The organism is Neptuniibacter marinus (assembly GCF_965223595.1).
GTDB lineage: Bacteria > Pseudomonadota > Gammaproteobacteria > Pseudomonadales > Balneatricaceae > Neptuniibacter > Neptuniibacter marinus.
Genome location: NZ_OZ245004.1, coordinates 2,584,185 through 2,602,412, shown reverse-complemented (window position 1 = coordinate 2,602,412; position 18,228 = coordinate 2,584,185). Strand labels below are relative to the sequence as shown.

Annotated in this window: 15 protein-coding genes; 11 read left to right on the top strand and 4 right to left on the bottom strand. The window is 43.3% G+C overall.

Annotated features, from left to right (window positions below; translation table 11 throughout):
- The first annotated feature begins 25 nt into the window (after window positions 1-25).
- Entirely contained in the window at window positions 26-592 is a 567-nt protein-coding gene (locus tag ACOQOE_RS12305) for a hypothetical protein (protein WP_420554139.1), read from the top strand.
- A 92-nt stretch (window positions 593-684) separates the two neighbouring features.
- Here ACOQOE_RS12305 and ACOQOE_RS12300 read toward each other — a convergent pair whose 3' ends face one another.
- A complete protein-coding gene (locus tag ACOQOE_RS12300; protein WP_067864045.1) occupies window positions 685-1,104 on the bottom strand; it encodes an immunity protein Imm33 domain-containing protein in 420 nt (139 codons plus the stop codon).
- 230 nt (window positions 1,105-1,334) lie between these two features.
- On the opposite strand from ACOQOE_RS12300, the gene ACOQOE_RS12295 reads away from it, so the two are divergent.
- Entirely contained in the window at window positions 1,335-1,640 is a 306-nt protein-coding gene (locus ACOQOE_RS12295; protein ID WP_067864048.1) for a DUF3622 domain-containing protein, read from the top strand.
- Between the two features lie 133 nt (window positions 1,641-1,773).
- Here the strand turns inward: ACOQOE_RS12295 and ACOQOE_RS12290 are convergent, their stop codons facing one another.
- Entirely contained in the window at window positions 1,774-2,556 is a 783-nt protein-coding gene (locus ACOQOE_RS12290; protein ID WP_067864051.1) for a DUF4197 domain-containing protein, read from the bottom strand.
- A 281-nt stretch (window positions 2,557-2,837) separates the two neighbouring features.
- On the opposite strand from ACOQOE_RS12290, the gene sugE reads away from it, so the two are divergent.
- Window positions 2,838-3,152: a quaternary ammonium compound efflux SMR transporter SugE gene (sugE, locus tag ACOQOE_RS12285; RefSeq protein WP_067864054.1), complete on the top strand. Its 315-nt coding sequence runs from the start codon at window positions 2,838-2,840 to the stop codon at window positions 3,150-3,152.
- A gap of 86 nt (window positions 3,153-3,238) precedes the next feature.
- Here the strand turns inward: sugE and metH are convergent, their stop codons facing one another.
- Complete coding sequence (gene metH / locus ACOQOE_RS12280) at window positions 3,239-6,886, bottom strand: methionine synthase (RefSeq protein WP_420555481.1); 3,648 nt, start codon at window positions 6,884-6,886, stop codon at window positions 3,239-3,241.
- Window positions 6,887-7,389: 503 nt separating this feature from the next.
- Between metH and panD the strand changes: the two genes are divergently transcribed.
- The 3 genes from panD to ACOQOE_RS12265 all read left to right on the top strand — a co-directional run bounded on the left by panD (window position 7,390) and on the right by ACOQOE_RS12265 (window position 9,993).
- Window positions 7,390-7,824: an aspartate 1-decarboxylase gene (panD, locus tag ACOQOE_RS12275; protein ID WP_067864057.1), complete on the top strand. Its 435-nt coding sequence runs from the start codon at window positions 7,390-7,392 to the stop codon at window positions 7,822-7,824.
- A gap of 211 nt (window positions 7,825-8,035) precedes the next feature.
- Window positions 8,036-8,653 (top strand): bifunctional phosphoserine phosphatase/homoserine phosphotransferase ThrH, encoded by a 618-nt coding sequence (gene thrH / locus ACOQOE_RS12270; protein WP_067864060.1) that lies wholly within the window; start codon window positions 8,036-8,038, stop codon window positions 8,651-8,653.
- A 155-nt stretch (window positions 8,654-8,808) separates the two neighbouring features.
- Window positions 8,809-9,993, top strand: a complete 1,185-nt coding sequence (locus ACOQOE_RS12265) for an HD-GYP domain-containing protein (RefSeq protein ID WP_420554138.1) — start codon at window positions 8,809-8,811, stop codon at window positions 9,991-9,993.
- Between the two features lies 1 nt (window position 9,994).
- Here ACOQOE_RS12265 and pabB read toward each other — a convergent pair whose 3' ends face one another.
- On the bottom strand, window positions 9,995-11,341 hold the full coding sequence (gene pabB / locus ACOQOE_RS12260; protein ID WP_420554137.1) for an aminodeoxychorismate synthase component I: 1,347 nt from the start codon (window positions 11,339-11,341) through the stop codon (window positions 9,995-9,997).
- Window positions 11,342-11,549: 208 nt separating this feature from the next.
- Between pabB and ACOQOE_RS12255 the strand changes: the two genes are divergently transcribed.
- The 5 genes from ACOQOE_RS12255 to acnD all read left to right on the top strand — a co-directional run bounded on the left by ACOQOE_RS12255 (window position 11,550) and on the right by acnD (window position 18,100).
- The gene (locus ACOQOE_RS12255) at window positions 11,550-12,416 is read left to right on the top strand and encodes an alpha/beta fold hydrolase (protein ID WP_420554136.1); all 867 of its coding nucleotides are present in this window, start codon (window positions 11,550-11,552) and stop codon (window positions 12,414-12,416) included.
- Window positions 12,417-12,558: 142 nt separating this feature from the next.
- Window positions 12,559-13,263 carry a GntR family transcriptional regulator gene (locus tag ACOQOE_RS12250; RefSeq protein ID WP_067864073.1) on the top strand — a complete coding sequence of 235 codons (705 nt, stop codon included), beginning with the start codon at window positions 12,559-12,561 and terminating at the stop codon, window positions 13,261-13,263.
- A gap of 1 nt (window position 13,264) precedes the next feature.
- The gene (gene prpB, locus ACOQOE_RS12245; RefSeq protein ID WP_420554135.1) at window positions 13,265-14,158 is read left to right on the top strand and encodes a methylisocitrate lyase; all 894 of its coding nucleotides are present in this window, start codon (window positions 13,265-13,267) and stop codon (window positions 14,156-14,158) included.
- Window positions 14,159-14,238: 80 nt separating this feature from the next.
- Window positions 14,239-15,366: a bifunctional 2-methylcitrate synthase/citrate synthase gene (gene prpC / locus ACOQOE_RS12240; protein ID WP_067864078.1), complete on the top strand. Its 1,128-nt coding sequence runs from the start codon at window positions 14,239-14,241 to the stop codon at window positions 15,364-15,366.
- A 130-nt stretch (window positions 15,367-15,496) separates the two neighbouring features.
- Window positions 15,497-18,100, top strand: coding sequence for a Fe/S-dependent 2-methylisocitrate dehydratase AcnD (gene acnD / locus ACOQOE_RS12235; RefSeq protein ID WP_420554134.1), 2,604 nt, complete (start codon window positions 15,497-15,499; stop codon window positions 18,098-18,100).
- The last annotated feature ends 128 nt before the right edge of the window (window positions 18,101-18,228 follow it).

The following is an 18,228-nucleotide window of genomic DNA, read 5'->3' as shown; positions in this document are numbered from 1 at the left end:
ACAGCAGCTTGTTCGTGAAAAGCTTATGGATCCAAACCCTCAAGATGATTTTGGTTTAGTAAAAAGGCGAGTAGGTATACAGCTTAATGGATCTTGGGCATTGCCTTATTATGAAAAATCGCTGGGGGATGATCTTTTAATATTGCCTGTACCGGATTTTGGGCATGGTTCTATTATTGGAGGTGGGTCTTGGCATTGGGCTGTTACTCGGACTTGCTCAAACCTTCCGGCAGCTAAAGCGTTTATAAGTTTTTTGCTGTCGACCGATGAAGTTTTACGAATGACAGGGTCTATAACAGCACAGCCAAGGGAGCTAAAGGAAAAGGCGACAGGGTTATTTCCGACAAGTCGTGAAGCGATCCCTTTAAGTCATTATTATGCAAAAGGCGGGAAATGGAGAATGATTTATGATTATTCTCTGTATTTCGCACACTTAAGGCCTGAAACACCGGCTTATTCTGTTATATCTTCGAGTTATAAAAAAGCGATGACTGATATTTTAGGCGGTATGCCACCTAAAATAGCCTTAGATTTAGCGGTTGAAAATATCGAAGCAGCCATAAAGCGTAATCAATATTATAAGGGACTGTAGTTAGGCCTAATCGATAAAACTTAAATGTAAAGAGGAAGCCAGCCCTTATTAAAGATGGGTTCTCTTAGCCCCTGTTTAACTAAATTTAGCGTCTAATCTTTTGGCTCTACATTAAATCGGTCGATGTCATTAGTGATCTCTACATCAACATTAGGTGAGGGTATTTTGTAATCGTATACACGTTCCCAGCTATCGCTACCGGGAGCTCGTTCCCATACAGTACCTGCATTAAAGGTAACTAGTTCACTGAGTGATGGATCTAAACTACACATTTTTACAACAGGAATAGGGACGAGATTAGATAACTCATCTTCTAAAAACTCTTCAGTCTCATAGCCTGTAAACATTCTCCAACCCGTATCATTAAGGTGCTCAGGCACAGTTTTATACATAAAACGTATAGGCAGTGTTTCTTCAAAGCAGAGTTTTGAAACAAGCGCTAAAAAGCCGTTTTTGGTTTGATTCTTTTCAGAGTCGGTTGAGATAGGCGTGTCTACTTCAGGCGATTTCATAGCGTCTCTTTACTTAAAAATAATCAGCAAAATATTAATTGAGCCTATTCTAAACTTTCAAGCTGAATCAGGCCAGCAGTGGAAAGGTTAAGAAGCAGCTGAGCGAGCTTTTTGGCAATATCTAAGCGTTTCATATGCTGTACAAGCTAAATAAATCTATCTTAACTATAGGGGAAGTGTGATAGAATAAAGCGCTTGTTATGAATCATCTATATCTTCAGGAAAAATGAATGGCCAAGGGTAAGAAATACGACTATCAGGTAGTAGCAGAAGGTGAAACCTGGTCTGTAAAAATTTTGCGACAGGCAAGTGCCCGTAGAATAGTAGTATCAAAACGTCAGGATGGTTTTGAAACTGAAGATGAAGCTAAGGCGTGGGGAGAGTCAGAACTCAAGCAGTTTATGGAGCAGCAGATTGAACGTAATAAACGCAAAGCTGAGCGCCGTGTTGAGCGTGATGAAGCTGAAGAAGCAGCGCAATCTCGCTATGAAGAAGCACAAGCACGTTATGAAGCTTCACGTGTCGAAGACGAGTAAGCTTTCTAAACTTTAGCTTCCACGATCTAGTTTGCTAAGATACAGCTATATAAAAAAAGCCGAGATGAATATTCATTCTCGGCTTTTTTTTATAAGTGATAATTATATAGATGATCCTTAGTAAGAATCGCTATTATTGAAACAGTTGCTTTAAGAGGTCGGTGGTACGTGCTGCAGGATTCTCACGAATTTTTTTCTCTTCTACTGCGAGCATTGTGAATAAACCGTTTAAAGCTTCTTCGGTAACATAGTTATCTAAGTCCACATTTACCTTATCCCCAACGAATGGAATCTCTTTAGCTTCACTGGCTAAGTCGTTGTAGTAACGTGTTGCGCCGACTTGCCCAAGGGATTCTTGAACGGTTGGCTGAAAAAGTTCTCTTAGCTTACCGCTAGTTTTCTCTTTAAAGTACTGAGTAGCAGCATCATCAGAGCCTGAGTAGATCTTTTTCGCGTCATCAAAACTCATCTCTTTTACTGCACCGACAATGAGTTCAGTCGCTTGTGGCGCAGCTTTTTCAGCAGCACGGTTCATACTCTCTTCGAATTCAGTTACTTGACTTTCTAGACCGTATTTTTTAAGTAGTGTAGCAACTTTATTAATGCCGTCTGGTAAAGGTATGCGGATATCTTGGTTGTCTAGATAACCACCGGGCTGGCTAATCTCTTCGATCGCGCGTCGGCTGCCAACCTCAAGTGCTTCTTTTAAGCCGTTAATGACGGTTTCAGTGCTTAGGTTTGTAGTTTGGCCAGATGTACTGCTAGATGTATTACTACCCGTTGCCGTATCTAGAACTTTTTGTTGTACCTCTTCGTCTTGAACTACTTCTTTGAGTTTATCTGCCCAGCCTGCATAAGCAGTTACAGATGTAATTGAAACAGCCAATATTGAAGTGATGAGATATGATTTTTTCATTATGCTTTTTCCTATATCGCAATTGCACTAAGCATATCAGACAAGTACGAATGTAGCCTTAATAGGTTTTAAAATTAGAAATAAGTGTTAATAAAGAGCACGGTTATATTTAGCTGATAGTAGCGCTACTCGGTTCAATTGAATAGGGTGATTTAATGTGTAGAATACTTAGTATCATTTAGCGGAAGCTGCTGACTAGTAATATATTGATTGATTAACGAAGTGAGGACGACCTTACCTCTCAATTATATTGGGGACGACCCCGTCAAGTGAGAGGTTTTATGAATTGGTTTATTCTCGTTCTAGCGGGGTTGCTGGAGATAGGTTGGGCCATCGGTCTGAAATACTCAGAAGGTTTGAGCAAGCTGTGGCCTTCGTTAGGGACCATGCTTGCTTTAGTTCTTAGTCTTTTTTTACTCGGTTTCGCAATGAAATCATTACCCGTTGGGACTGCATATGGTGTATGGGTAGGCATTGGTGCGCTAGGAACCGCAGTGCTCGGTATTATTCTATTTAATGAATCAGTAAATATACTTAAGTTAGTGAGCTTAGGCTTTATTTGCTTAGGTATTCTTGGCCTAAAAATGGCTCATTGATAGGCTGCGTTAACAGATCAGTATTCGATTTTTAATAAAAAACCGAATGTAATCACATTCGGTTTTTTTATTATTTCAATGAGGCTTTAACCTTCTTCTGGTTCATACCCCAAATTAGGAGCTAACCAACGTTCAGCTTCTTTCATCTCCATGCCTTTGCGTTTTGCATAGCTTTCCACTTGGTCTTCGCCGATTTTTGCTACACCAAAATACTGAGAATCTGGGTGGCTGTAGTAAAAACCACTGACGGCTGCTGTCGGGAGCATAGCGTATGAATCAGTAATGGTCATACCGGTGCTTTTCTCAACATCCAGTAGTTCCCACAATAAACCCTTCTCCGTATGTTCTGGACAAGCAGGGTAGCCCGGTGCAGGACGGATCCCTTTATATTTTTCAGCAATTAGGTCGTCATTGCTGAGATTTTCATCGGCAGCGTAACCCCAAAGTTCTTTACGTACTTTATCATGCATCATCTCGGCGAGAGCTTCAGCAAAACGGTCTGCCAGTGCTTTCACCATAATGGAGTTGTAATCATCATGGTCCGCTTCATATATAGCGACCAGTTCATCACAGCCATGACCTGCGGTTACGGCAAAGGCGCCGAGGTAATCAGCTTTACCACTCTCTTTGGGGGCGACAAAGTCAGATAAACACATATGGGGTTTACCGGCGATCTTTTCTGTTTGTTGACGCAGGTTATGAACAGTCATAAGTACTTCAGAACGGCTGTCATCGGTATAGAGTTCAATATCATCATCACCAATTGTGTTTGCCGGAAATAAGCCGACAACAGCTTTGGCCGTCAGCAGTTTCTCATCAATTAGTTTTTTCAGCATAACTTTTGCATCTGCAAAAAGCTTTGTAGCTTCTTCGCCAATGATCTCGTCATTTAGAATGCGAGGATAGCGGCCTGCTAGTTCCCACGAGTGGAAAAAGGGTGTCCAATCTAGATAAGGCTCGATCTCTGTTAAAGAGATATCATCAAAAACGGTAATTCCTGGTTTGATGGGTACCGGTGGCGTGTAACTCTCCCAATCAATCTGAAACTTGTTGGCGCGTGCTGCGTTAAGAGGCACGCGGCGTTTGTCTGTCATACGGGCGGCATGACGTTGGCGTACTGCTTCATAGTCGTCTTGAATTTCTTTTACGTAGGCGGCTTTTTTCTCGTTTAATAGATTAGAGACAACATTCACTGCGCGTGAAGCATTGGTGACATGTACTACTTGGTCACGTTTATAGCCGCGATCAATTTTTACCGCAGTATGGGCTTTAGAGGTTGTAGCGCCGCCAATAAGAAGGGGAATATTAAACTCTTGTCGCTCCATCTCTTTGGCAACATGCACCATCTCATCAAGGGAGGGGGTGATCAGTCCAGAAAGACCGATAATGTCGGCATTTTCTTCACGTGCTGTCCGCAGAATTGTTTCTGAGGAAACCATTACGCCTAAGTCGATAATCTCATAGTTATTACACTGTAGAACGACGCCAACAATGTTTTTGCCTATATCGTGTACATCACCTTTAACCGTTGCGAGTACAACCTTGCCATTTGTTTGGCTAGAACCGGTTTTTTCCTCTTCAATAAACGGCATAAGGTAGGCGACTGCTTTCTTCATTACGCGGGCTGATTTAACAACTTGTGGAAGAAACATTTTGCCTGCACCGAATAGGTCACCCACTATACTCATACCATCCATGAGAGGACCTTCAATAACATGTAAGGGGCGGTCATGATTTAGGCGAGCTTCTTCTGTATCTTCTTCGATAAATTCAGTGATGCCTTTAACTAGTGCATGGGCTAAGCGTTCATTGACGGGGAGGTTTCGCCACTCTTGGGTTTTTTCTTCAACTTCGACGCCATCGCCACGATATTTTTCTGCAATATCGAGCAAACGCTCGGTGGAATCATCGCGTTTGTTTTGAATAACATCTTCGACCGCAAGGCGAAGCTCTTCTGGTAGGTCATCGTAGATCGCCAGCTGGCCGGCGTTAACGATCCCCATATCCATTCCTTGTTGAATGGCGTGATAAAGAAATACACAGTGGATCGCTTCACGTACAGGGTTATTGCCCCGGAAAGAGAAGGAGACATTGGAAACGCCGCCCGATACTTTTGCATGGGGTAGATTCTTTTTAATCCAGCCGGTCGCTTGAATAAAGTCTACGGCGTAATTGTTATGTTCATCAATACCGGTCGCAACTGCAAAGATATTAGGGTCGAAAATTATATCTTCTGGCGGAAAGCCGACTTCGTCTACTAAAACACGGTAGGAGCGTTCGCATATTTCGGTTTTTCGTTGATAGGTATCTGCCTGGCCATCTTCATCAAACGCCATAACAACGACTGCTGCGCCATATCTGCGTAACTTACGTGCTTGGTAAACAAAATTTTCATGGCCTTCTTTTAAGCTGATTGAATTAACAATCCCTTTACCTTGTATGCATTGCAGGCCCGCTTCGATCACCTCCCATTTTGAGGAGTCGATCATAATCGGCACGCATGAAATATCAGGTTCAGAAGCTATCAGCTTAAGGAAGCGGTCCATGGCAGCAAGGGAATCAAGCATCCCTTCATCCATGTTGATATCGATAATTTGAGCACCGTTTTCAACTTGTTGGCGAGCAACATCTAAAGCTGTTTCATAGTCTTGCTCTTTAATTAGTCGTTTAAACATCGCTGAACCGGTTACATTGGTACGTTCACCAACGTTGACAAATAAAGTATCAGCACCAATGTTCATGGGTTCAAGGCCGGATAGGCGGCACTCTATCGGCAGTTCAGGAAGTACTCTTGGGGCTTCAGTTTCAACGGCTTCTCTAATGGCTTTAATATGTGCGGGTGTGGTTCCACAACAACCACCAATAATATTTAGAAAGCCCGATCGTGCCCATTCGCCAATCTCTTCAGCCATCTGTTCCGGTGTTTCATCATAAGCACCAAACGCATTAGGTAGGCCTGCATTGGGGTGGGCAGACACAAAGGTTTCAGATATGCGCGATAGTTCTTCAACGTACTGACGTAATTCTTTAGGACCTAGCGCACAGTTAAGACCTATAGAAATGGGCTTAGCATGGCGAACAGAGTTCCAGAATGCTTCGGTTGTTTGACCCGAGAGCGTGCGTCCTGATGCATCGGTAATGGTGCCCGAAATCATTACAGGCAGGTGTATATTATGTTCTTCGAAATAGGTTTCTACGGCATAGATACAAGCTTTAGCATTGAGCGTATCAAAGATAGTCTCAATCAAAATAATATCTGATCCGCCTTCGATTAGGCCTGCTAGGGATTCGGTATAAGCATCAACTAGTTCATCAAAGCTGACATTACGGAAAGCTGGATCATTTACATCTGGTGAGATTGAACAAGTCCGGTTAGTGGGACCGAGTACACCGGCTACATAGCGAGGACGATTAGGTGTTTCTTTAAGTATTTCGTCACAGGCTAGACGTGCTAAGCGAGCAGCTTCAACGTTTATTTCACGGCTGATTGATTCCATCTCATAGTCAGCCATTGCAATCTGAGTCGCGTTAAAGGTATTTGTTTCAATAATGTCCGCACCCGCAAGTAGGTACTCACGGTGGATCGCTTTAATAATTTCCGGCTGAGTCAGCACCAATAGGTCATTATTACCTTTTACATCAACCTGCCAGTCAGCAAAGCGCTCACCACGATAATCCTTTTCTTCCAATTTATAATCTTGAATCATCGTGCCCATACCGCCATCTAAAATCATGATGCGGTTTTTTAGGCTTGTGGAAAGTGTTTCATAAAGCGTTTTATCTGTCACAGCAACGTACCTGAATCAGCGACTAAAAATTTATAAGGCGCGATTATAAATCAATTAGTTAAGAAAGGGGGTGAGGAAAGTTAATCTATTGATGAGTAGCGTTCAATTTGCCCTTTCTTTTCGATGTATTGTTAGCAATTAGTCACGGTTGATCTAAAGAATAGGGACTTAACCCTTAAAATTTTTGTAGATGGTGGTAGAATGCGCGCACTTTGCGGTTTATAAGCATAATTTAATGCTCTAGTTGGTTAATCTTTTGAGCTTTTTCCAGTATTATGTGCGCCGCAACATAAATGGCTGTAAAGGTCATTGCTAAAAATACACCCGTAGTTGAGATATAATGATCTGCTTACGTGGCGTTTACGTGCTATTTAATCACTTAGTGATAAGTAGCGAAAGGGGGAAACCGAGGTCACTCGGTAAAGATGAGCAAACGCAGGATTTAGTCTATGCTGCAGACATTCTTAAAGTGCAAGCTACACCGTGTAACGGTCACTCACGCTGAGCTTCACTATGAAGGTTCATGTGCGATCGATGGTGTATTGCTTGATCAGTCAGGCATTCGTGAATATGAATTAATTCATATCTACAATGTGAATAATGGCGAACGCTTCACTACGTATGCAATTCGTGCTGAAGATAATAGCGGAATTATTTCTGTGAATGGCGCAGCTGCGCACAGAGCGAGTAAAGGTGATTTGCTAATCATTGCTTCATACGTTCAATTGGACGAGAAAGAAGCTGATGCTCATCAACCAACGCTTTGTTACTTTGAAAATGCCAAAGCGGATGGCGGTGTTGGTGCATCTGATGAAGAGCTTCATCAGCGTAATGTACTGACAGGAGTTAAACAGGCTATACCTGTTCAACCTAAAGATATTTAATTGCTAAAGCCACCGATTCAGGTCGCTTTTTTAAGAGCCCCCGTTGTTTTCAGCGGGGGTTCTTTTTTTTGTAAAATAAAAAGTTTATTGCTGAAATTGCTATAACGGCTTTCTTGCAAGGCTGCCCGATAGCAGGTAAATTGGCGCGCAAAGAATATTGTTTATTGCATCCGTTTAATAGCTACATCAATTAATTTAATAGGAGTCGCGTGTGGAACTCGCTTGTCTTGACCTTGAAGGGGTCCTAATCCCTGAAATTTGGATCGCTTTTGCTGAAGAAACAGGTATTGAAGAGTTAAAAGCCACCACCCGTGACATCCCTGATTACGATGAATTGATGCAGCAGCGCCTTAGAATTCTTGATGAGAATGGCCTAACATTGCCGCAGATTCAGGATACTATTAGTCGCTTATCTCCTCTAGAAGGCGCGGCGGAGTTTGTTGATTGGCTACGTGAGCGTTTCCAGTTGATTATCTTGTCTGACACTTTTTATGAGTTTGCTCAGCCATTGATGCGCCAACTGGGTTTCCCAACATTATTGTGTCATAAGCTAGAAGTGAATGAAGAGGGACGTATTACTGATTATACGTTGCGCCAGAAAGATCCAAAACGTCAATCTGTACGTGCGTTACAATTGCTTAATTATCGAGTGATTGCGGCAGGTGATTCATATAATGATACAACCATGCTTACGCAAGCTGAGTCCGGTATTTTATTTCATGCGCCCGATAACGTAATTGCTGAGTTCCCTCAGTTTCCGGCTGTACACACTTACGAAGATCTGAAAAAAGAGTTTCTAAAAGCGAGTAATCGTAATCTAACTCTTTAACTTAGAGTTATTTTTTACTAAACCCTAGCTTAAGGTTGTCTTATATCAATCTTAGCTGGGGTTTTTGCTTTATACTAAAACCAGCTTTTGATTGCATCCTTCCAAGTGTGCTTCTATTCTCTTTATAAGTATCAATTAACTAGGTTCTTCATTTCATGCTCAATGCATTGATTCTGACAGATTGTACTGATTTAACCGACCAACTGTCCGGATGTTTTTGTAGCGGGTATGAGTTGAGCTATGGGCTGTGTAGTAGAGATTCTCTTCCCGTTAGTTGTAATTTGGCTATTATTGGTAGTGATCAAATTAATAGTTCTGATAAGGGCGATGTAGCGCATACGCTTGTAGAAAAAACGATTGCGGAATGTGAGCGTCTAGGTATCCCAGTGTTCTTAGCTTGGGCATCTTTAAAAGATGACTTTCGGGCATTGGCTTTAAAATTAGGGTGTACTGATTACCTGGCGCCCCCTTTTATTGAGTCTGTTGTTAATTCTAAATGCAAAACCTATTCAGGCCTTGCGAATCTGAGACGAAACTTATTAATTGAGCCTAGAAGTGCTGCTGAGGGAGCGTTAAGTCTTACTGATAATCAAGTGAATTTGAATGATCTTAATACAGTACAAGACGCGGCTATCTTATGTTTAGCGACTATTGCGCGGGTTAGAGATCATTCAACGGGCAATCATATTCTTCGTACTCAACACTATGTTAAGGCATTGGCAGAGCATCTACGTCGTAGTCCTGAGTATCGAGATGAGCTTGATGATGAAACGATCGAGCTTTTTTATAAAACATCGGCGTTACATGATATAGGTAAAGTAGGTATCCCTGATCGTATCCTAAAAAATCCAGGGGAGTTATCGACCGAAGAGTATGAGGTTATGAAAACCCATGCTCGGCTTGGGTATGAGGCTATGCACGCTGCTCAGCAATTGATTGAGCATCAATCCAGCAGTCGAACCATTCGTTTTTTAGCTATTGCTCAGCAAGTGACGTTGAGCCACCATGAGCGTTGGGATGGTCAAGGTTATCCTGAAGGCTTAAAAGGTAAAGAGATCCCTTTGGTTGCTCGCTTGATGGCGGTAGCTGATGTCTATGATGCGATGATTTCCCGTCGACCTTATAAAAGTGCAATGGATCATAGTTATGTACGAGAGGCGATAGCTAAAGGCAGTGGTAGCCATTTTGACCCAACCGTTGTTAATGCTTTTTTAGATCTTGAAGGTATGTTTGAGCGTATTTCTCAGGCATTAGAAGATGCTTTCCCATCCTCTTCTGAGATGACTCTGCACTCACTTTCTGATCTTATGGACGGGGATAGGGAAGATAAAAGTTTCTAAATTAGAGCATCGTATCTTCTAAGCAGTGTAGTAAGTTATTGACCTTATCAAAGGTCTCTTCATATTCCATCTCTTTAACAGAGTCGGCAACAATGCCGCCGCCCGCCCAGCAGTAAATATGATTATTTTCACACAACAAAGTTCGGATCGTAATACTGGTATCCATTCTTCCGCATAAGCTGATATAGCCAATTGAACCGCAGTAAACTGCTCGGCGGTGAGGTTCTAACTCTTCGATAACTTCCATCGCACGAACTTTTGGCGCGCCAGTTATAGAACCACCAGGGAAACAATGGGCTAATAAGGAGATCGGCGTGTGTTCTTCGCTTAATGTACCGGTTACTGTGCTTACTTTATGGTGAACGTTAGCATAGCTTTCAATTGTAAATAATTTAGGGACTTTTACGCTGTTATGAGTACAGACTTTACTAAGGTCGTTGCGTAAAAGGTCGACAATCATTAAGTTTTCTGCCCGATCTTTAACTGAATCTATCAGCGATTGTTTTAAGCGTTGATCCTCTTCTGGGTTATTCGATCGAGGTCGTGTACCTTTAATTGGCTTTGTCGTGACCTGCTGCATTTTGGATTCAAGAAACTGCTCTGGCGAGAGTGATAAAATAGGTGAACTCTCTGAATCAATAAAGGCCGAGTAGGGCGTAGGCGCGACCTCTCTTAATGCTTTGTAGGCCAACCAAGGGTCGCCTGTAAATTGGCTGTCGAACCGTTGAGCGAAATTAACTTGGTAGCAATCTCCCGCATGGATCAGTTCATTCACTTTTTCTAGCTTTTGTTTGTATTCAGGCGCGGAGAGATTAGCTGAAAAAGGGCGCTTTAGCTTAAACTTATTTGTTTCGGGTGCTGATACTATGTCAGCTCTCTTTGTTGTTAATAAGGTGTTTAGTTGCTGAAGAACCTCTGCTTCCACACGGCTATCTGCCACGAGTTGCGTGGTTTGCTCTTTGTGATCAACCACAATCGCCCATAAGTACATGCCAACACGCATGTCGGGTAAAGAGGAAAATTGCTTGGCAGTAGAGGGTATTTTTTCTAGAGCGCGTCCTAGATCATAAGAAAAATGGCCGATAATCCCGCCTTGAAAGGGGAGGTTCTCAATCTCTTTTTGATCTGTTTTGTATTTACTGTAGAGCTGTTCTAGTTGTTCAAAGGCGTTTTTATTATCCGCACTTAACTCAAGTGTCTCCACTGGCGCTGCTGCGATAATGTCATAACGACCCCAAGGACATTTAGGTCGGCCGCTGTCGAGAAACACGGCATGACCAAGATGGCGAATTGTTTCAAAGTAAGGTTGGCTGTCGGCCAAATAGGGAAGTGCGCATTGAGTAATCAAGGGATCGGCTTAAATAGCAAGTTACAAAAGTAGAGGTAGATTGTAAGTAACCCGATTGTCAGTGTCTATTTAAAGTAGGAATAATTGATTGCGACCAAAGATTGTCGACAAAATGCTTAATCTAAAGACGGATTAGTCTAAAATAGCTTTAATAAAGCTCTAGGCGTAAATCTTACAATTTTCTAGGTTAAAAAAGAGACAGTTGTTAATGAAGCATCCTTTTACGGTAGAACAACGTGAATTTCATCTTCCTGATCAACACCTTGTTTATCGACTTTATCGTAATCCAAATATTCAGACCAAGCGTCGTTTAGTGCTACTTCATGGCGCGGGGGTTGCTGGTGTCGATACTTGGGAGTTTATCATTGCTTTCTTAACTCAATGGTCTGAAGTGTTAGTGCCAGATCAGCGAGGAATGGGTGATACCCACTATCCTGATGGGAGAGAACACCCCTATACAGCTCAAGCTTTAGTGGGTGATCTAAATGCATTAGTTGATCATTTGGGCTGGTGGACCTTCGATTTGGGAGGTTACTCAATGGGCGGGTTAGTGGCACTTCTATTTAAACAGCAACACACAGATCGAGTGGATAAGCAGTATTTATTGGAATCCGCTGTCTTGGATCGCCCCTGCTGGGAAACGATAATAGATTTAAGGCAGCAATTTTCTCAAGCAGCGCTTCACCTGCGTGGTGCATCTGATATTAAGAAGGGAATCGTAAACTTTCTTGATGCAATCTCACCGAATCGAAAGATTTCACCAGAGGTTGAAGCACTCACTGTTCAGCGTTTAGGGCTTCGGCCTGAAGGCTTTGCAAATGCGCTTGATTGCGTCACAACAGCTATCCGTCATATTGATCGAGATGAGTTGGTGGCTGCTCAAGGGGATGTGAGTAGTGTTATTGGAGGAAATAGTGTTGAGTTAATGCATCAATATCAACGTGAACTGGCTGAGCGCTTACCTAATGGGCACTATTTTTTGATGACAGGTACAGACCATTCCTTACCATTTCAAAAACCGCGTCAAATCGCACGAATCATGAATGATGAATTGCTGCGCTATATAGACAAATAGAAATATCTAAGTAAAAAGGCAAAACCCTTAAACTTTTGTATTGTGTTGACAATAAATGGACATTTTCGAGTTGACTGCGTTATTTAGCGGTAGTATCGTGGCCTCAGTTCGAGATTGTCGACAATTTATAATGTGAGTTGTTATGACAGAAAGTATAACTAGCAAGATGTTTCAATCTGAAACACGCACTTTGGCTGATAGCGTTTGCGAGCAAATTGTAACTGCAATCGTGATTGGAGAAATTCCACCAGGCCAAAAAATTAGCGAGCCTGAGCTAGCTAAGACTTACGGGATTAGTCGAGGTCCATTACGTGAAGCAATGCGTAAACTAGAAGCCTTGAGACTTGTTGAACGTAAGCCGCATATAGGTGCCCGTGTTGTTAATCTGTCGGCAAAAGAGCTAATCGAAATCTATCGAGTTAGGGAAGCCCTAGAAGGTATGGCTTGTCGTTTAGCGGCGGAGAATATGCCGCAAGATGAGATTGATAGTTTACGAGACCTGCTTGATGAACATGAACAGAGCATCGATCAGCTTGATGGGCGCTCTTATTTTCAAAAAGAGGGTGATTTAGATTTTCACTACCGAATTGTTAATGGCAGCAAAAATGCAAAGCTATTGGAATTTCTCGGCGGAGATCTTTACCACCTTGTACGAATGTATCGATATCAGTTCAGTGTCTCTAGTTCCAGACCAAAACGCGCACTTAAGGAGCATCGCCAGATCATAGACGCTATTGAGTGCCGTGATCCCGAATTGGCAGAAATGCTTATGCGTCGTCATATTGGAGCAGCCCGCAAAAATGTGGAAGAGAAGCTGAATGCAGCGACCGAATCCAGAGGGGAATAACATGTCTAAACACCTATCTGCAGGTGCACGTTTTCGTAAAGCGCTAGCTGACGCTAGTCCATTACAGATTGTAGGTACAACGAATGCTTATCACGCGATGATGGCGGAGCGCGTTGGTCATAACGCTATTTACCTATCTGGCGGCGGTGTTGCTAATGCATCCTACGGTCTTCCTGATTTAGGTATGACATCAATGAACGACGTACTAGAAGATGTACGCCGTATTAGCAGCGCGGTTGAAACGCCTTTATTGGTTGATATTGATACTGGTTGGGGTGGTGCTTTTAATATTGCCCGTGCGATTAAAGAGATGACTAAAGCCGGTGCAGCTGCGGTACATCTAGAAGATCAGGTTGCGCAAAAGCGTTGTGGTCACCGTCCTAATAAAGAGATTGTCTCGTTAGAAGAGATGGTTGATCGTGTTAAAGCCGCAGTTGATGCTAAAACCGACGACGACTTTTTCATTATGGCACGTACCGATGCATTCCAAATGGAAGGCCTTAATGCTGCCGTTGAACGTGCACAAGCCTGTTTAGAAGCGGGAGCCGATGGTATCTTCGCTGAAGCTGTACATACTTTAGATGATTACAAAGCATTCTCTAAAGGGATTAATGGTGCTCATCTGCTAGCTAATATTACCGAATTTGGTGCGACACCAATGTTCAATAAAGGCGAGCTTGCAGAATCTGGCGCAACGATGGTGCTTTATCCGCTTTCAGCTTTCCGTGCGGCCAATAAAGCTGCCTTAAATGTTTATGAAGCTTTACTGCGTGATGGCGATCAAAAAGCAGTTGTTGATACTATGCAAACTCGCATGGAACTTTACGATTTCTTGAACTATCACGATTTTGAACAAAAATTAGATGGCTTGTTTGCTGAAGGTAAAAACAAATAAGTAGGCGAGTTAAGCCGGTATTATTTTAAATTAGTAACGAGCAGGCCGCTAGAGCCTGCCTTATATAACAGGAGCACAATATGGTAGATAAAAAACTGAGCGGCGCGGGTCTGCGAGGACAATCCGCTGGTGAAACCGCACTGTGTACTGTAGGGCAAAGTGGCGCAGGCCTAACCTACCGTGGCTACGATATTAAAGAGCTTGCTGATAATGCACAGTTCGAAGAAGTTGCTTATCTGCTGCTTTACGGCAAGTTGCCTAATCAGGGGGAACTTGATGCCTATAAAGCAAAATTAAAGGGTATGCGGGCGTTGCCTGATGCACTAAAAGTAGTGTTAGAGCAAATCCCTGCAAGTGCACATCCAATGGATGTTATGCGTACCGGTTGCTCTATGTTGGGTAACTTGGAAACAGAGCAAGATTTTTCTGAACAGCACGATCATATCGACCGTATGTTGGCGACGTTTCCAGGCATTATTAACTACTGGTACAACTTCAGCCACAAGGGCAAACGTATCAATGTAGAGACTGACGCAGACTCTATCGGCGAGCAGTTCCTATGGACGCTACATGATAAAAAGCCAGAGCCTTTGCATGTTGATGTAATGCACGCTTCATTGATTCTCTATGCAGAGCATGAATTCAACGCCTCTACATTTACTGCACGTGTATGTGCATCGACTTTATCTGATATTCACAGCTGTGTGACTGCGGCTATCGGTTCTCTACGTGGTCCACTACATGGCGGCGCTAATGAAGCCGCTATGGCGATGATCGAGAACTGGCGTTCAGCGGATGAAGCTGAAGAAGAAGTAATGGGCATGTTAGCCCGTAAAGATAAGATCATGGGCTTTGGTCACGCAATCTACCGTGAATCTGATCCACGTAATGCGATTATTAAAGAGTGGTCTAAAAAGCTCTCAGAGCAGGTGGGAGATGAGTATCTTTACGCTGTATCTGAGCGAGTAGAAGCCGTTATGTGGCGAGAGAAAAAGCTATTTTGTAATGCTGATTTCTTCCATGCATCTGCTTACCACTTTATGGGCATTCCTACTGAATTATTCACGCCAATCTTTGTTTGTTCACGTGTAGCAGGTTGGACTGCGCATGCGATGGAGCAACGTGCTAACAACCGAATTATCCGTCCAAGCGCTGATTATACTGGCCCTGAAAGTGCGGAATGGGTTGCTATCGAAGATCGTGATTAATTGATCTGATTAGGCTGCTTTAGGTTTATAAGTAGCCTAAATTTTTTTAAATTTTTTGGATAAGGAAAGCGAGCTTTATGTTGAATGCACGCTTTGCCTCTCTGAACCATAGCTATGGAGTTCAGACCTAATGAACACTGAATATCGTAAACCTTTGCCAGGTACTGAGCTTGATTATTTCGATACGCGTGCAGCGATTGAAGCAATTCAGCCGGGTGCTTATGCAAAACTACCTTACACATCTCGTGTCTTGGCAGAGCAACTTGTACGTCGTTGTGAACCTGAAACACTCACTGAGTCACTGAAGCAAATCATTGGTTTTAAGCGTGATCTAGACTTTCCTTGGTATCCAGCTCGAGTTGTGTGTCACGACATTCTTGGCCAAACAGCCTTAGTCGACCTTGCGGGGCTACGTGACGCGATTGCAGAGCAAGGGGGAGACCCCTCCAAAGTGAACCCTGTTGTTCCTACACAGTTAATTGTTGACCACTCTTTAGCTGTTGAAGCGGCGGGCTTTGATCCAGAGGCTTTTGAAAAAAACCGCGCTATAGAAGACCGTCGTAACGAAGACCGTTTCCATTTTATCGAATGGACAAAAACTGCGTTTGAAAATGTCGATGTTATTCCAGCAGGTAACGGCATTATGCATCAGATTAACTTGGAGAAGATGTCTCCGGTTATTCAGGCGCGCGATGGTGTTGCTTTTCCTGATACTTGTGTCGGTACCGACTCGCACACCCCTCATGTGGATGCCTTAGGTGTCGTCGCTATTGGTGTAGGCGGCCTTGAAGCGGAAACCGTTATGCTTGGCTTGCCATCAATGATGCGCCTACCTGACATTATCGGTGTTAAGCTGGTGGGTAAACGTCAACCTGGGATTACCGCAACGGATATTGTATTAGCAATTACCGAGTTCTTGCGTAACGAAAAGGTTGTCTCCTCCTACCTAGAGTTCTTTGGCGAAGGTGCAAAAGAGCTAACCATTGGCGACCGTGCAACGATCTCCAACATGACACCTGAGTTTGGCGCGTCAGCGGGTATGTTCTACATTGATGAACAAACCATTGATTACCTAAAACTTACTGGTCGTGAGCCAGAGCAAGTTGAACTTGTAGAAAAGTACGCTAAATTAACAGGCCTATGGGCGGATGATCTAGAAAACGTTGAATACGAACGTGTACTTGAATTCGACCTGTCCACTGTATGTCGTAATATGGCTGGTCCATCTAACCCACACCGTCGTTTGCCAACTTCCGACTTAGAGTCCCGTGGTATTGCGGTGCATTTAGATGAAGCACTAGAAGAGGAAGCTGAAGGCTTAATGCCGGATGGTGCAGTGATTATTGCCGCCATCACCTCTTGTACTAACACCTCTAACCCACGTAACGTAGTTGCAGCAGGTCTGATAGCTAAAAAAGCCAATGAGCTTGGTTTAGTGCGTAAACCTTGGGTTAAATCTTCCTTTGCTCCAGGTTCCAAAGTAGCCAAACTCTACCTAGAAGAAGCCGGTTTGCTTTCAGAGATGGAAAAACTCGGTTTTGGTATTGTGGCTTACGCATGTACAACCTGTAACGGTATGTCCGGTGCACTAGATCCAAAAATTCAGCAAGAGATCATTGATCGTGATCTTTATGCAACAGCGGTGCTGTCAGGTAACCGTAACTTTGATGGACGTATCCATCCTTATGCAAAACAGGCTTTCTTAGCATCACCACCATTAGTTGTCGCTTACGCGATTGCGGGTACCGTGCGTTTCGATATTGAGAAAGATACCTTAGGAAAAGATAAAGAGGGTAACCCAATTACCCTAAAAGATATCTGGCCAAGTGATGAAGAGATTGATGCATTGGTGGCTAAATGCGTTAAACCTGAACAGTTTAAGCAGGTTTATATCCCAATGTTCGATCTAGGCGCGCGTGAGCAAGCAAAAAGCCCACTATACGATTGGCGTCCAATGTCTACCTATATTCGCCGTCCTCCTTACTGGGAAGGCGCGCTTGCAGGTGAACGTACCATGAAAGGTATGCGTCCATTAGCGGTACTGGGTGACAACATCACAACCGATCACCTATCACCATCTAATGCGATTCAAGCGTCCAGTGCTGCCGGTGAATACTGTGCCAAAATGGGTTTGCCTGAAGAAGATTTCAACTCTTATGCAACGCACCGTGGTGATCACTTAACCGCGCAGCGTGCGACTTTCGCTAACCCTAAACTGCTTAACGAAATGTGCCGCGATGAAAATGGCGACGTTAAGCAAGGTTCTCTTGCTCGCATAGAGCCAGAAGGAAAAGAGAGCCGCATGTGGGAAGCGATTGAAACCTACATGGAGCGGAAGCAGCCGTTAATCATCGTTGCCGGTGCTGACTATGGTCAAGGTTCCTCCCGTGACTGGGCAGCTAAAGGTGTGCGTTTGGCTGGTGTTGAAGCGATCATGGCTGAAGGCTTTGAACGTATTCACCGTACTAACCTTGTGGGCATGGGTGTTTTGCCATTGCAGTTTAAAGAGGGCGAAACACGCCATACTTATAATATCGATGGTACTGAAACCTTTGATGTTGAGGGTGAACTATCACCCCGTGCAGAATTAACTGTTGTTATTCATCGCACCAATGGTGAAACGGTTAAGGTTCCTGTGACTTGCCGCTTAGATACAGCTGCAGAAGTGCATGTGTATAAAGCGGGCGGTGTACTGCAACGCTTTGCTCAAGATTTCCTTGAAGAGAGCGCTTAAGTTCACGGCATAAATGCTGGATAGGTGCAGTGTTAATAGGTTGGTTGGTAGGGTTTCTAACAACTAACTTATTTATCAAAACGCTGCGCCGATCACTAGAGCAGTAATTAAGATACAAGATTATTTAC

What these genes read in the sequence shown, in the direction of transcription:
- ACOQOE_RS12305 (WP_420554139.1), top strand. Translation starts at nt 26, where the DNA reads ATGGATCCAAACCCTCAAGATGATTTTGGTTTAGTAAAAAGGCGAGTA.
- ACOQOE_RS12290 (WP_067864051.1), bottom strand. Translation starts at nt 2,556, where the DNA reads ATGAAAAAATCATATCTCATCACTTCAATATTGGCTGTTTCAATTACA.
- acnD (WP_420554134.1), top strand. Translation starts at nt 15,497, where the DNA reads ATGAACACTGAATATCGTAAACCTTTGCCAGGTACTGAGCTTGATTAT.
- metH (WP_420555481.1), bottom strand. Translation starts at nt 6,886, where the DNA reads ATGATTTTAGATGGCGGTATGGGCACGATGATTCAAGATTATAAATTG.
- ACOQOE_RS12255 (WP_420554136.1), top strand. Translation starts at nt 11,550, where the DNA reads ATGAAGCATCCTTTTACGGTAGAACAACGTGAATTTCATCTTCCTGAT.
- prpB (WP_420554135.1), top strand. Translation starts at nt 13,265, where the DNA reads ATGTCTAAACACCTATCTGCAGGTGCACGTTTTCGTAAAGCGCTAGCT.
- ACOQOE_RS12295 (WP_067864048.1), top strand. Translation starts at nt 1,335, where the DNA reads ATGGCCAAGGGTAAGAAATACGACTATCAGGTAGTAGCAGAAGGTGAA.
- ACOQOE_RS12250 (WP_067864073.1), top strand. Translation starts at nt 12,559, where the DNA reads ATGACAGAAAGTATAACTAGCAAGATGTTTCAATCTGAAACACGCACT.
- ACOQOE_RS12265 (WP_420554138.1), top strand. Translation starts at nt 8,809, where the DNA reads ATGCTCAATGCATTGATTCTGACAGATTGTACTGATTTAACCGACCAA.
- ACOQOE_RS12300 (WP_067864045.1), bottom strand. Translation starts at nt 1,104, where the DNA reads ATGAAATCGCCTGAAGTAGACACGCCTATCTCAACCGACTCTGAAAAG.
- panD (WP_067864057.1), top strand. Translation starts at nt 7,390, where the DNA reads ATGCTGCAGACATTCTTAAAGTGCAAGCTACACCGTGTAACGGTCACT.
- sugE (WP_067864054.1), top strand. Translation starts at nt 2,838, where the DNA reads ATGAATTGGTTTATTCTCGTTCTAGCGGGGTTGCTGGAGATAGGTTGG.
- prpC (WP_067864078.1), top strand. Translation starts at nt 14,239, where the DNA reads ATGGTAGATAAAAAACTGAGCGGCGCGGGTCTGCGAGGACAATCCGCT.